The sequence below is a fragment of the Nonomuraea polychroma genome, from assembly GCF_004011505.1.
In the GTDB taxonomy this organism is placed as follows: Bacteria; Actinomycetota; Actinomycetes; order Streptosporangiales; family Streptosporangiaceae; genus Nonomuraea; species Nonomuraea polychroma.
Genome location: NZ_SAUN01000001.1, coordinates 6,984,943 through 6,998,987 on the forward strand (window position 1 = coordinate 6,984,943; position 14,045 = coordinate 6,998,987).

Genomic DNA, 14,045 nt, shown 5'->3' on the forward strand with positions numbered 1-14,045 from the left:
TTCCAGGTCAGCGAATCCCGACGGCGGCCGCCTCCTGCGGGAACAGGCCGTCGAACACCGCGACCCGGTCGAAGGACATCGCGTGGGCGCGGGCGCGATGCTCCAGGTCCTGCCGCTCGGCGGCGGACATGTCCAGGATCACCCGGTCCACGGCCGCGACCAGACCGGGAACGTCCCCGGCCTCGACGATGACGGCGGTGTCGCCGACCGCCTCCAGGGTCCCACCCGTCGTCGTGGTGATGATCGGTCCCCCACCGGCCAGCATCTTCTCGGCCAGGGCGATGCCGAACGTCTCGACGAAGTCGGGCTCGGGCTTGGTGGGCAGGGCGTAGGCCGCGCACCCGCGCATGAGCAACGGCTTCTCGTGGTCGTCGACATCGGTGAGGAAGACCACCCGGTCGTCCCCCTCGGCCGTCGCCCGTACGTGCTCCAGCACCGGCCCGGTGCCGGCGACGACCAGTTTCACGCGGGACCGGCAGCGCATCTGCCCGAAGGCGGCCAGCAGCTCGTAGATCCCCTTGGCGGGAGTCACCCGGGACAGGAACAGGATGTACCCGTCACGTTCCAGACCGCGTTGTGCGAGTGCGGCGTCCACGTGCGCCGGGTCCAGGTCGAGGAAGGAGGCCGAGTCGATCGGCGGGTAGCTGACGATCACGCGGCGCCGGCACTGCTCGGCGAACCTGGTGCCGCAGCGGGCGTCCACCTGCTCGGCCGAGGCGACGATCTCCTGCCGGGTGTATTCGGAGACCGCGACGACCTCGTCGTTGGCCAGGAACGTGGTGAACAGCACGGTCGCCGCGCCGAACCGGCCGTCCCGCAGGCACGACTTGATCACGTTGGTCACGTCCGAGCCGACCGCTTTCGCGACGGTGCGAACGTCGGGCGCGAAGCCGGCCGCGCGCGCGGCCGCGACCGCGTCCATGACCACCTCGGTGTGCGGGGAGAGGTACATGGACAGGCAGGTCGTGGGCACCGGTTCGGCGAGCAGCTCGACGAGGCGGCCGGTGAGACCGGCCTGGTGGCGCCCGTCCGGCACCCGGTAGTCGCCGACCGCCTCCGGCCGCTCCACGGTGATGCCGGCGCTGTACGGCAGCAGCCGGTCCAGCGGCTTGAGCGGCAGCCCGGCCGCCTGCAGTGTCGGGATCGTCCAGGTCAACAGCCGTACGTCGTCGAACCCGCGGGTCAGCGCCACCTCGGCGAGGTTACGGGCTTCGCCGGAGTGACCGCAGATGACCGGGTCGGCTCTGACCACGATGACGAGACGGCGACGGGGATGGGTCATCGCGCTTCCTCCGGTAGTGCTGAGGGATCGGAAAGGGACGGCGGGCGGATCCCCCGCCCCCACGCCGACGGCTCCGGGCCCAGCCGCAGGTGCAACCGGCCGCCGCGGTGCACGGTGGCGGCGCTCAGGTGCGTTGCGTGCAGGGGTTTGCCGTTGAGTGTCGCCGACTGGACGTATTGAGCCGGCGGGTCACGATCGATGCCGTCGACGCCGATCGGTGTCTCGCGGTGCCCGCTGGTCTCGATGACGAACTCGTTGCCGCCCGCCCCGAGCACGGCCCGTTCGAACGCCGGCGCGTTGATCAGGAACAGGTTCTGACCGGCGATCGGGAACAGCCCCAGGGACGCCCAGACGTACCACGAGCTCAGGCCGCCGGAGTCGTCGTTGCCGGGCAGCCCGCCGGGTCCGGTGCCGAACTGCCAGGTCAGCGCGGAGTGCACCACCTGGGCCGTGCGGTCGGGCCGGCCCGCGTAGTGGTAGGCCCACGGCGCCTCCATGTCGGGCTCGTTGTTCAACCCCTCGAACCGGTTCAGGGCGTATCCGGCCGCCATCTCCGCCGCCTGCGGGCACCGGCCGGGCTGCTTCACCGGTGCGGCGCCGAAGCCGAAGAACCGATCCAGCTTGTCGATGAACGCCTCGTCGCCGCCGGCCAGGGCGATCCTCGCCGCCATGTCATGCAGCAACCGGAAGGAGTAGTTCCACTTGCCGCCCTCGTAGAACTCCGAGTCGCGCAGCAGTCCCGTGTCCGGGTCGAAGGCGTTGGACCACTGGTGGCTGCGCCGCTCGAGATCGTCGGCCAGGCGCACATCGTTCAGCGCCCGGGCGACCCGTGCCGTGCAGTGGTGGGCGTAGGCGAGGTCGAGGGTGTGGGTGATCGGGTGCACCACTCCGTTCTCGAAGAAGTCCTCGCCATAGAGCCGGCGTAGGTCACCGACCATGTGCACGAGCGCCCAGTTCCAGTCCAGGCTGTCCCGGCCGAGGGCATGGGCGTCCGCCAGCGCGGTGTGCACGAGCGCGCTGGCCTGGCGGAAGAACCGGTCGGCGCCGCGCGCCATCCGGTAGCCGATGGGGAAGTTGCCCTCCTCCTCGCAGACCCGGATCAGCGACTCCAGCAGGTCCACGGCCCGGTGCGGGACGATGGCCGCGAGCAGCGGCAACTGTGTCTTGTAGATGTCCCACATGGTGCACACGTCGAACGCGAACGGTCCGGGGCTCGGCCAGAATGGGCTTTCGTCGTCGGCGAAGCACGGCTTGATCAGCGCGTGGTAGAGCGCCGTCGCGAGCACGGTGCGGCGGGCCTTCGTGCCGCCCTCGACCTGGACATGGTCGAGGTGCTCAGCCCAGCGGGCCTGGGTACGGGAACGTACCAGGTCGAACGCCTGCTGCCCCTGCCCGCACTCCTGCTCCAGGTTCTGCCGCGCCTGGTCGCACCCGCGCAGCGAGAACCCGAGCCGCACCTCGATGGTCTGCCCCGGGGCGGCCGGACCCATGAAGAGCATGCCGAAAGGCCGCAGCGTGGTGTGCCGGATGCTGTCGAAGTCCAGGCGCGTGCCGCCGTCGATGAGCCGCCGGTCGTACCAGAGCATCTGCCGCCAGCCCGGGCTGTCGACGTCCAGGTAGACCGACAGCGGTACGCCCTCCATCACCACCGTGCCCTGGGCCCGGCCATGGCCCATGTTCTCCACCTGTGCCCGCAACGGCACCGTTTGCCCGAGCTCGATGCCCAAACCACCGCAGGAGAGGTCGACCACGACGCGGGCGCTGCTGTGCTCGGGGAATGTGTACCGATGCACGGCGACCTTGGTGCCCACGGTGAGCTCGCACCGCACCCCGGTGCCCAGGGTGGCCGCGTAGTAGCCCGCCTCCGCCACCTCGTCGCGCAGCGGCCACGCCTCCCCCAGCGCGTCCAGCGGCTGCACCATCGGGGTGACCCGGACGTAGTTGTAGTACTTGCGGATCGCGCCGGTGCCGGACTGCTGGAAATGGGTGAACCCGGACGCCTGCAGCCGCTCGAACATCTCCTCGGGCACACCCTCGGTGTTCTTCGCGTACCGCCCGTACCCCGTCGGGTACGCGCCGGAGTAGGCACACGCCGACACCATGCCCAGTGGCGACGTGGCGCCTGGGTGGGTGTTGCCTACCTGCGGTTTCGGCCACCACCAAGTAGCGGCCAGACCGCGTGCTCTGGGCAGGTCGGTCGCCGCTGTGCCGATGAAGGGGTCAACGTAGTCAAGGATGGCGGGACTCTACCCAGCGCGATCCCCTCCGTAGGTTTCGGCCAGATGAATTCCTATGCCGACCAGCATCAAGAAGTCCTACAGAAGGATCTCCGCAGTGTTTCGAGTCTTGACCTGGAGTCCACTCGAGCTTCTAGCGTCGATGGATCGCGTGCTGTCGAGCGCTGCACGCTGAGCCGAGGAAGGGAGCACATCACGTGAAGACCGTGGAGCTCGGCCGTACCGGCGAACAGATCAGCCGGCTCGCCCTGGGTTGCATGATCATGGGTACCGTCACGCCGGAGGACGAGGCCGTCACGATGCTGGACCGGTACGTCGAGGCCGGCGGCAACTTCCTGGACACCGCCGACTGCTACTGCTGGTGGGAGCGCCGGGGCAGTTACGGCGGCGAGAGCGAGGAGCTGATCGGCCGCTGGCTGGCCCGCACCGGTCGGCGTGATGACGTGTTCCTGGCCACCAAGGGCAGCGCCGTCGTACGTGACCTGGACGCTGTCTGGGCCGGTGGCCGGCCGAACTGGGATGTCGCCTACCGGACGTTCGTCGGGGCCGGGGCGAAGACCTTGCGGGAGGCGATCGACGGCAGCCTGCGCCGGCTCGGCACCGACCATGTCGACCTCTACTACGTGCACGTCGACGACCGGACCACGCCCCTGGCGGAGACGCTTGAGGCGCTCGCCGGCATCGTCCAGGCAGGAAAGGCCCGCTACATCGGCTGGTCCAACGTACGGACCTGGCGGCTGGAGCGGATCCGCCAGTTGTGCGCCCAGCACGGCAGGCCGGCGCCGGTCGCCCTCCAGCAGCAGCACTCCTACCTGCGGCGCCGCGCCGGGCTCCGGCACGTGTCCATCGTGGACGACGAGCAGCTGGACTACCTGCAGGCCCACGACGACCTGACCCTGGTGGCGTACTCCCCGATACTCAAAGGCATCTACGACGACCCGGACAAGCGCAAGGGCCACGGGGCGATGGAGCCGTACCAGGGCCCGGACGCCGACGCCCGGCTCGCCGCGGCCGCCGAGGTGGCCGCAGAGGTCGGCGTGAGCCCGAACGCGCTGGTCCTCGCCTGGCTGCTGCACCAGAACTCGCCGACGATCGCGCCGCTGATCGGGCCGCGCACGCTCCAGCAGTACGAGGCGGCCCTGCCGGCACTCGAGGTCAAGCTCACCGACGAGCAGCTCACCCGGCTCGACACGGCCGGGGCCTGACTCACGCTGCTCACGGACGCACAGCGGCCCCAGAGGTCGGTGGCCGTGCCGGGTCAGGGTCGGCACGGATGCCCGTTTCCCCCTGCGCCGGGCAGGCGGCGAACAGTGGGCGGGTGCCGGTCGGCCAGGCGTCCGGGTCGGTGAATCGGCACCCGTAGTCGGGGTTCGACACCGTGGCCGCGTCGGTCACGTCGTCCCCGGCGGGCCGGGGACCGCCGCGTTCCCATCGGACCAGGTCGTCCCAGGCGGCCCCGACCTCGGCGTCGCTGAACTCGCAGTGCCCCACCGCCCGGATCGCCCGCTGCACCAGTAACCCGGCGCGCCCGTGACGGGACACGTCGGCCCGGTAGTGCTGCTCCATGGAGAACGGCACGAAGTTGTCGCCCAGGTTGTGCAACGAGAGAACGGGCACGTCGATCCTGCCGGAGACGGCGGGCACGGCGGTCAACCGGGACGTCCTGCGGGCCACCGGGTCCTCGGGTGGCACCCGCTGCACGGTCGCGTCGACGTTCACCGGGGAGTCCGGGTGGTAGCTCGTGTCGAGGTTCGTGGCCACCCTGCCGGGCTCCTGCGCCAGTGTGCCGTCCCCGGGCGGCCCCGCGAGCCCGAACAAGAAGTCCTTCCAGTAGGCGAAGGCGGCATGCGCCCCGGGACGCTCGCCGCCGCTGAGGTTGACGACGATGGCGCGGAACTGCCCACCGAGCTCGTTCCCCGGACCCGAGCCGCCCAGCCCCAGCCGTTCCTGGATCTTCGGCACGGCAGCGCTCGTGTAGTCAGCCGGGAACGGGTAGGCCGGCACGTCCGCCAGATCCTGCGCGACGAGGTGGAAGTCGAGGAAGAAGTCGAACAGCTCGTGGTCGCCGAGCACCCCGCACAACGGCAGGGCCGCATCGTAGTAGCCCGGGTACTGCTCCAGCGAGCGGACCGTGACATGACCGCCCATGGACACCCCGGCCAGGAACGTCCGCCGTGGCTTGCCGACCACGCGCCTGAAGTGATCGGCGAGGTCGCGGGTGCTCAGCACGCCGGCCCGCACGTCATAGTCGTTGGCGTAATAGGAGGACGCGGCCCACGCATAGCCCTGGTCCAGCAGCCGCCGCCGCAATCCGTACCCGGGCGGGTCCACGGTGAGCACCCGGGTGTCGCCACGGAACCCGTGGGCCCACATCAGCAGACCGCCATTCCACTGCGGCGGTACCTCGATGTCGAAGGCCGCGTGCCTGTGCACCCCCTGGAGGACCCGGCTCGGCCGCCCGGCCACGATCAGCGGCTCCAGCGGCGGGTTGTCTATCGTGTAGCCCGGCAACGGCTGGTCGTCCCGCACGTGGCCACCGGGCGCCGCGTCTGCGGCGGTGGAGGTGAGCAGCGCGGTGGATAACGCCATGGCAGACAGGATCAGGCTCCGACGGCGCATCTGCCGTCACCTCCGAGGGGACCTGCTCAAGCGGCTGATGATTCGTTCATACTCCGAGAGCCCTCGCAGAGGAAGGGTCCGCCGGGCGGCCGGGCTAGCCCTTCGCCCGCTCGGCTTCGCCGTACTCGTCGTGCCAGTTCCACCACTCGTACGGCGGGGTCTGGGGATAACCCTCGGGCGAGTCCTCCCACTCCTCCTGCCGTCCGAGCGCGGTCATGTCGAGGTAACTCCAGGTGCTCCCCAGTGCCTCGTCGCCGCGGCTGTTGATGAAGTACGTACGGAACACCCTGTCGCCATCGCGGATGAACGCGTTCGTGCCGTGCCATTCGTCCACGCCGAAGTCGGCGTCGAACTCGTCGGTCATGGTGTACCAGGGCATGGTCCAGCCCATCCGCGCCTTCACGCGCGCGATGTCCTGCTGGGGCGCGCGAGAGACGAAGACGAGAGTGGTGCCGCGGGCGTTCAGATGGGCGAGGTGGCCGACATGATCGGCCACCATGGAGCAGCCGACGCACGCGTGGTCGGGCCAGCCCTCCACGCCGGGTTCGAAGAAGGCGCGGTAGACGATCAGCTGACGACGGCCCTCGAACAGGTCCAGCAGGCTCGCCTTACCCTCAGGTCCGTCGAACTCGTAGTCTTTCTCCACCTCCATCCACGGCATGCGCCGGCGCTCCGCGGCCAGCGCGTCCCGGGCGTGTGTCAGTTCCTTCTCCTTGACGAGCAACTGCTCGCGCGCTGCCTGCCACTCTTGCGGTGTGACGATCGGTGGTGTCTTCATAGTGATGTCCACCTTCCCGTTCAGGTCAGCTCTCATGCGCTGACGGTCTCGTCCGCACGTCTCGGCGATCGACTCAATGTCAGGCTCCATCGAGGTAGCCGGCCAGTTCGCCGAGCTCGCGCGCCCATCCCTTCGGGCGTGGTGAGCGCCGCCCACACCTTGTCCGGCAGGTGAGCGAGCTCCACGGTCCGCTCGATGCGATCAGGACCTCTCTCGATCTTCGTCGGCCTCCCAGCGCAGCAGGTCTCCCGGCTGGCACTCGAGCGCCTCGCAGAGCGCGTCGAGCGTCGTGAAGCGCACCGCCTTCGCCCGGCCGTTCTTCAGCACCGCCAGGTTGGCGGGCGTGATCCCGACGCGGTCGGCGAGCTCGCCCACGGACATCTTCCGCTTGGCCAGCATCACGTCGATGTCGACGACGATCGGCATCAGATCACCTCATCCAGCTCGGCCTGCATCTGCGCCGCCTCGATGTCACGCGCGACGGCCTGGGCGAGCAGCATGCGCAGCACCAGCACGATGAGCGCGAACACCGGGAGTGCGGCCGCCACGATCGCGCCGATCACGATGTCCACGTACCGGAAGGCGGCGTGGGAGAACACCGTTCCGCGTCGCACCATCGTGACCAGCCGCCACACGCAGACCAGGACGACCTCGACCGTCACGACGAACAGGACGGAGATCACGAGGAGCGGGATGCGCTCTCCCTCGATCGACTCACGATGGAGATCTATCGATATTCGATAGATAGGGCAAGCGACGCGGGAAACGGCGAGCCTCGGACTGCGCTGCCGACCTGCTGCGGCGTAGCCACAGGACGGAAGGATTCACCGACCGCCACAGTCGTTCTTGGCCGAAGTGGCGGTCGGCGCGGGTCAGCTACGGCCGTCCGGGCTCTCCCCGTGCTCGGAGGCCGGCGCGGTTGGTGCGGGCGCCGCGCTGGGGCCGCCGTCGCGGATCCAGACGGTCATGTCGGAAAGGCCGCGGTTGGCCCAGGAGAAGTAGGGCACGGCGGTCAGTGCGGTGCTCCGTCGGCCGGGTGAGTGGCTGACGTACAGCTGGTCGCCGGCGGTGGTGTCGGCGGTGGCGTCGGCGTGCAGGGTGACGACGCCGGTCCGCTCGTCGGGGACCGCGCGGATGGGGACGTCGCGGGGGAGGGCGAGGTTGTGAACGGCGCCGTCATGGTCGACACCCTCCAGGCAGAACACGACCGGCCCGCGCTCGAGGGCGACTTTGCCGGCGGCGGAGGCGACGGCGGGGTGTGCCCAGGTACGCCGGACCTCCAGGCCGAGGTCGATCTCGACCAGGTCGCCGGCCCGCCAGCGGCGGGACAGCGTGAGGTAGCCGTCGCGCAGGATGGGCTGGTGAACGGGTTCGCCGTTGACGGTGATGGCCGGTTGCCGGCTCCAGCCGGGGATGCGGATGGCCAGGGTGAACTCCGCCTCGTCGCCTGCGGGGGTGACGGTGACGGCGAGGTGGCCCTCTCGGGGATAGCGGGTGTCCTGGCGGAGGGTGACCTCACCGCCGGTGAGGGTGAAGCGGCCGGTGCCGGCCACGTAGAGGTTGATGACGGCTTCGTTGGGTCCTTGGGCGTAGACGTAGCGGCCGAGTTCGCTGATCAGCCGGGCGAGGTTGGGCGGGCAGCAGGCGCAGTCGAACCATTCCTGACGGGCGACGGTGCCGCCGCTCGCGAGGGGATTGCCGTAGAAGTAGTGGGTGCCGTCGGCGGAGGCACCGCTGAGGACGCCGTTGTACAGGGCACGTTCGAGAGTGTCGATGTAGTGGCCGTGGCCGGTGAGGTTGCTCATCCGCTGCGCCCACTGGACCAGGCCGATGGAGGCGCAGGTCTCGGCGTAACCGTGGGCGTCGGGCAGGTCGTAGGCGGGTCCGAAGCCTTCGATGCTGGGGTCGGAACCCATCCCGCCGGTGATGTACAGCTTCTTGGTGGTGAGGTTGGCCCACAGCCGCTGTACGGCTTGGAGCAGCCGGTCGTCGCCGTACTCGTCGGCCAGGTCGGTCATCGCGCTGTACATGTACATGGCACGGACCGAGTGGCCGACGACCTCGGCCTGGTCGGCCACGGGCTGGTGGCTCTGGTTGTACTCGCGGAACCGCCGCGTCGCCTCGGGCCGCCGGGGCAGGGTGGTCCCGAAGTAGCCGGGGGTGCCGCGGCGCTGAAACTCGAGCTCGAAGTAGTAGGGCTGCTGTCCGCGCCACTCGATGAGCCGCCGGCTGAGGTCGAGGTAGCGGCGCTCGCCGGTGGCGCGGTAGAGCTTGACCAGCGCGAGCTCGATCTCCTGGTGCCCGTCATAACCACCGGCGCAGGGGCCGTCGGGGCTGAAGACGGTGTCGATCAGGTCGGCGTAGCGTCGCACGATGTCGAGCAGCCGGGTCTTCCCGGTCGCCTCGAAGTGGGCGACGCCGGCTTCGATGAGATGGCCGGCGCAGTAGAGCTCGTGGGCGTCGCGGAGGTCGGTGAACCGTTGTCCTGGCTTGACGACCGTGAAGTACACGTTGAGGTAGCCGTCGTCCTGCTGCGCGCCGGCCAGCAGCTCGATCGCCTCGTCGACGGCCCGGTCCAGGTCTGGGTCATCGGCGGTGGCCAGGCAGTGGCTGGCGGCCTCGATCCACTTGGCGACGTCGCTCTCCCAGAAGATGTGCGGCTCGTGCGGGTCCCCCGGCCGCCAGGTCAAGGTCAGGGCGTCGAACTGCTGACCGGGCCGGCGCATCTGGCGTTCTTGCTGCCGCAGCGTACGGGTGCGGATCAGCTCACGGCGCGGCGTCCAGAACCGGTCATCGATGGTGACCGCGGTCAGCGGCAGCGGTTCGCGCGTGCGCATGGCAGCGTCAGGGGTCATAGTCACGGAGGCTCCAAACGAGGTTGTCCAAATGGCCGATCTCCGCAGCCTGTCACGAGGCCGGAGCGGTAGGGAGGACCGCGGTGCCCCAGACGTAGGCGAAGGAGACGAACGCGGGCAGGGCGATGCCGAAGACGGGGACCAACCCCGGGACGAGGTAGTACGCGCACAGGATCACGCCGACCGCGAGCAGTGTGACGATCGCCTGGACCGGGCGGGCGAGGACGAGGATCGCGCTGCGGCGGACCAGCGCCAACGGTCCTTCGGCGAAGTGGGCGGCGAGGATCCAGACGTTCACGCTCATGCACGACACGAACAGGGTGACCAGCCAGAGCACCGCGCCGAGCAATGGTTCGACGACACCGAGGTCGACGGTTTCCAGCAGGCGCCGGTCCACCAGGAGCACCGCCCAGGCCGCCGCGAAGACGTAACCCACCACGTTGGCGGTGCGGAACTCCTGCCGCCAGAGCCGGCGGAACTCACCAGGCGAGGCGGAATGCCGGAACTCGCCGCGGATGACGCCGTACACCGCGGCGGTCGCGGGGAAGACGCCGAGGACGATGCCACCGGCCAGGCTCCAGACCACCCACAGCAGGTGCAGTCTGAGCAGCAGCAAGCCCACCTCGCCCGCCCTCGTGTGCCAGGTGAGGACGCGTTTCATCAGCCTTTCACCGACCCGATGAGAACGCCCTTCTCGAAGTAGCGCTGGAGGAACGGGTAGAGCACCAGGACCGGCAGACTCGACACGACGATCACGCCGTACTTGATCTGGTCGGCATACTGCTGGTCGTAGCCGACACCACTGCCTCCCCCCGTTCCGGCGCCACCGGCGAACGCCTGGTTGGACAGGAGGATGTCACGCAGCACGATCTGCAGCGGCTGCAGGCTGTTGTCGCGGACGAACACCAGGCCGGTGAAGAAGTCGTTCCAGTGCTGGACCAGGTAGTACAGGCCGATGACCGAGATGATCGCCTTGGACAGCGGCAGCGCGACCTTGGCGAAATACTGCAGATAGGAGACGCCGTCGATCATCGCCGCCTCGAACAGCTCTTTCGGCAGCGAGTGCTCGAAGAACGCGCGGGCGATGATGAGGTTGTACACGTTCACCGCGGGCGGCAGGATGAACACGAGCCAGTTGTCCAGCAGGCCGAGATCGCGATAGAGCAGATACGTCGGGATCAGACCGCCGTTGAAGAACAACGTGAACACGAAGAACAGCATGAGAACCCGCCGCGGGCGAAACTCCGGCCGCGACAGCGCGTACGCCGCGGGGAGGGTCACGACGAGGTTCAACGCGGTGCCGACCGCGCTGTAGAGCAACGTGTTGCCGTAGCCGGTCCAGATGCGAGCGTCGTTGAAGATCTGCTCATACCCGAAGAGGTTCACGCCTTTGGGCCACAGCCACACCTCGCCGGTGGCGATCAGAGACGGGTTGCTCAGCGAAGCGATCACCACGAAGTAGACCGGGTAGACGACGGCGAAGAGGATCGCCACACACATCGTGCCGAACACGAGCATGAAGGCGACGTCGCCCGGTGTCCTGTTGCGGAAGAATCCCTTGCTCTGCAGGGGGGTCGCGCTCACCACAGGCTCCAGTTCGATACGCGGCGGGCGATCGCGTTCGCGGCGATCAGGAACACGAAGTTGATGGCCGTGTTGAAGAGGCCGATCGCGGTGGCGTAGCTGAACTGCGTGCTGAGGATGCCGATCTTGTAGACATACGTCGCGATGACCTCGGACACCGGCAGGTTCAGGGTGTTCTGCATCAGCCACACCTTCTCGAACCCGGTGTTCAGCACGCCGCCCATGGTGAGGATGAGCAGGATCACCATGGTCGGCACGATGCTGGGGACGTCGACGTGCCGGATCAGCTGCAGCCGGTTCGCGCCGTCCACCTTGGCGGCCTCGTACAGCTGAGGGTCGACCCGCGACAGCGCGGCAAGGTAGATGATGCTGTTCCACCCGCAGTGCTGCCACACGTCGGAGATCACGTACACCGGCACGAAGGCCGACGTGTCGCCGAGGAGGTTCACCCCGTCGAGGCCGAAGAAGGCGAGGACCTGCGTGAGCAGTCCGGTGGACGGGTTGAGGAACGCCTGCAGCATGCCGACGATGACGACGATCGAGATGAAGTGCGGCAGGTACGTCGCCGTCTGCATGAGCTTTTTGCGGCGGCCGCCGGCGATCTGGTTGATCATCAGCGCCAGCAGGATCGGCGCGACGAACCCCACCACGAGCGTGGTGATGCTGATGACGAACGTGTTCTGCAGCAACGGCCAGAACATCGGGCTGTCGAAGAACTGCCGGAAGTACTTCAGGCCGGCCCATTCGCCACCGGTGAGACCCGCGGTGAAGTCGAACTCCCGGAAGGCCAGCTGGATGCCGTACATCGGCACGTACATGAACAGGCCGACGAACCCGACGGCCGGCAGGACCATCAGCCACAGTTGCCAGTACCTGCTGACATGCCGGCCGAGGCCCAGACGGGGGTCCCTGCGGGGTCGCCTCTGGGCCACGGCCGCCGGCTTCTTGCGAGCCGCGACAAGAGATTCCGTCATCAGCGCGTCTTCATGTACTCGTCGTAGTAGCGCTGGTAGACGTCGATGTTCTTCTGCAGGCCGCCGTTCTGGACCTGCTGAACGTACTTGTCCCACTGATCCTTGATGCCGCCCTTGGTGATCCACTCGGCGAACTTCGTCATCGTGGTGTTGGCGATCGTGGTGTTGTTCAGCGCCAGCTGGTTCGTGTCCTCAGGCGTCATCTGAATGAACTGGAACGGATAGACGTCCTTGGCCGGGTCCATGTTCGCCAGCGCCTTCTGCAGCGGCTTCGTCTGCTCGACGGCCTCGTCCAGGTCGGTCGGCAGCTTCACCTCGATGTCGTCCCGGATCCAGGTCGGGCCGGCGTCCGCGATGGTGACGGTCCACTTCCAGGTCGATGGGTCGGTCTTGGAGTCTCCGGGTGGGAGCACCTCGTACTCGTTGTCGCTGACCTTCTTGACGTACCGGCCGAGATCGCCCCACAACACCTGCAGCGACATCTCCTTGTCGTAGAAGGCGTTGATGACCTTGAGCGCGGCCTGCTTGTTGCTCGCCTTCGCGGACATGACGATCTGGTTCGACGGGAAGTTCTCACTGTTGGAGTCGTATGACCAGGCCACCGGCGTCGTCTGGCCGGCGTCCGCGAGCAGCGGCGCCATCGCGACGTACTGGTCGGCCAGCTGGGAGCCGAACCGGTCGCTGGCCGTCCAGCCCCAGCTGAAGCCGACTTTGGCCACGTCGCCGGAGCCACGGCCGACCGCCTGGTACGCCGAGTAGTCCTGCGTCATGACGTTCTTGCTGACCAGGCCCGCGGCGTAGCAACGGTGCAGGAACTCGATCACCCGCTTGTAGCGCTCGTCGACGAGGAAATTGCCGACCTTGCCGTCCTCGAGGAAATAGCCCTGGCCACCGCCGCCCGCGATCGGCAGACCGAGGCTGCCGAGCAAGACGCTGGGCTGGAAGTAGCCGAAGCCGCTTGTGCCGACCGGTGACCAGTCCATCGGGATCTCGTCGTTCTTGTCACCGTTGCCGTTCGCGTCCTCTTCCTTGAACGCGACGAGCACGGTGTACAACTCGTCCCAGGTGGTCGGCACGTCCAAGCCGAGACGGTCGAGCCACTGCTTGTTGATGTACTGGTGGGTGACGGTCTTCGGCCAGAACCGCTTGTAGCCCGGGATCGCGTAGACCTCGCCGGTGGTCAACGTGGCCATCGACTTGAGCTCCGGCTTCGCCGCGAACAACGCCTTCACGTTCGGCAACGCGTCGAGGTCGTCGGCGAGGTTCTCGAACAGCGTCCGGTACGTGCCCATGTCGGAATTCGTGATCGCGTTGGTGCCCACGATCAGGTCCGGCACGTCGCCGGCCGCCAGCATGGTGGACTTCTTCTGGTCCCAGTCGGCCGAGATCTCCTGCCACTGGATCTTCACACCAGCGATCTTCTCCAGCTGTTTCGTCCACTCCATCGTGTTCATCGGCTTGGTCAACGGATGTTTGTTGACCAAGATCCGCAGGGTGTTCGGATCGCTCGTGGAGCTCTTGCCGGAGCAGCCGGCGATCGCGGTGAGGCCGGCCGCTACGACGAAGGCGCGGCGGGACAGAACGGGTGGAGTGGTCATGCGGTCCTCCCAGGGGGACGGAGGGTGTGACCCGGATCTCGCTGAAATGTTTCAGCGATGTTAGGTGTGGCCATTCAGCGTTGTCAATGACAAGACAAACAAGGCGACGGCCGACCTG

12 protein-coding genes are annotated in these 14,045 nt (G+C 68.0%); 1 reads left to right on the plus strand and 11 read right to left on the minus strand.

Annotation, left to right across the window (positions count from 1 at the left end; genetic code table 11):
- Positions 1 to 7: 7 nt before the first annotated feature.
- The gene (locus EDD27_RS31840; RefSeq protein WP_127935669.1) at positions 8 to 1,282 is read right to left on the minus strand and encodes a glycosyltransferase; all 1,275 of its coding nucleotides are present in this window, start codon (positions 1,280 to 1,282) and stop codon (positions 8 to 10) included.
- Positions 1,279 to 3,519, minus strand: coding sequence for a glycoside hydrolase domain-containing protein (locus EDD27_RS31845; RefSeq protein WP_127935670.1), 2,241 nt, complete (start codon positions 3,517 to 3,519; stop codon positions 1,279 to 1,281). Before EDD27_RS31845 ends, EDD27_RS31840 begins: the two co-directional genes overlap by 4 nt.
- 197 nt (positions 3,520 to 3,716) lie before the next feature.
- Between EDD27_RS31845 and EDD27_RS31850 the strand changes: the two genes are divergently transcribed.
- Positions 3,717 to 4,724: an aldo/keto reductase gene (locus EDD27_RS31850; protein WP_127935671.1), complete on the plus strand. Its 1,008-nt coding sequence runs from the start codon at positions 3,717 to 3,719 to the stop codon at positions 4,722 to 4,724.
- Positions 4,725 to 4,734: 10 nt separating this feature from the next.
- Here the strand turns inward: EDD27_RS31850 and EDD27_RS31855 are convergent, their stop codons facing one another.
- The 9 genes from EDD27_RS31855 to EDD27_RS31895 form a co-directional block, all read right to left on the minus strand.
- Positions 4,735 to 6,108, minus strand: coding sequence for a hypothetical protein (locus EDD27_RS31855; RefSeq protein ID WP_127935672.1), 1,374 nt, complete (start codon positions 6,106 to 6,108; stop codon positions 4,735 to 4,737).
- Between the two features lie 124 nt (positions 6,109 to 6,232).
- Complete coding sequence (locus EDD27_RS31860; RefSeq protein WP_164903868.1) at positions 6,233 to 6,916, minus strand: DUF899 domain-containing protein; 684 nt, start codon at positions 6,914 to 6,916, stop codon at positions 6,233 to 6,235.
- 201 nt (positions 6,917 to 7,117) lie between these two features.
- The gene (locus EDD27_RS31865; RefSeq protein ID WP_127935673.1) at positions 7,118 to 7,342 is read right to left on the minus strand and encodes a helix-turn-helix domain-containing protein; all 225 of its coding nucleotides are present in this window, start codon (positions 7,340 to 7,342) and stop codon (positions 7,118 to 7,120) included.
- Positions 7,342 to 7,740 carry a DUF2975 domain-containing protein gene (locus tag EDD27_RS31870; RefSeq protein WP_338324765.1) on the minus strand — a complete coding sequence of 133 codons (399 nt, stop codon included), beginning with the start codon at positions 7,738 to 7,740 and terminating at the stop codon, positions 7,342 to 7,344. Before EDD27_RS31870 ends, EDD27_RS31865 begins: the two co-directional genes overlap by 1 nt.
- A 48-nt stretch (positions 7,741 to 7,788) precedes the next feature.
- The gene (locus EDD27_RS31875) at positions 7,789 to 9,771 is read right to left on the minus strand and encodes a glycoside hydrolase family 127 protein (RefSeq protein ID WP_127935675.1); all 1,983 of its coding nucleotides are present in this window, start codon (positions 9,769 to 9,771) and stop codon (positions 7,789 to 7,791) included.
- A 52-nt stretch (positions 9,772 to 9,823) separates the two neighbouring features.
- Entirely contained in the window at positions 9,824 to 10,432 is a 609-nt protein-coding gene (locus EDD27_RS31880) for a YesL family protein (RefSeq protein ID WP_127935676.1), read from the minus strand.
- Positions 10,432 to 11,355 carry a carbohydrate ABC transporter permease gene (locus tag EDD27_RS31885; RefSeq protein WP_206641747.1) on the minus strand — a complete coding sequence of 308 codons (924 nt, stop codon included), beginning with the start codon at positions 11,353 to 11,355 and terminating at the stop codon, positions 10,432 to 10,434. Before EDD27_RS31885 ends, EDD27_RS31880 begins: the two co-directional genes overlap by 1 nt.
- Positions 11,352 to 12,329: an ABC transporter permease gene (locus EDD27_RS31890; RefSeq protein WP_127935677.1), complete on the minus strand. Its 978-nt coding sequence runs from the start codon at positions 12,327 to 12,329 to the stop codon at positions 11,352 to 11,354. Before EDD27_RS31890 ends, EDD27_RS31885 begins: the two co-directional genes overlap by 4 nt.
- A complete protein-coding gene (locus tag EDD27_RS31895; protein ID WP_127935678.1) occupies positions 12,329 to 13,927 on the minus strand; it encodes a type 2 periplasmic-binding domain-containing protein in 1,599 nt (532 codons plus the stop codon). Before EDD27_RS31895 ends, EDD27_RS31890 begins: the two co-directional genes overlap by 1 nt.
- Positions 13,928 to 14,045 lie beyond the last annotated feature (118 nt).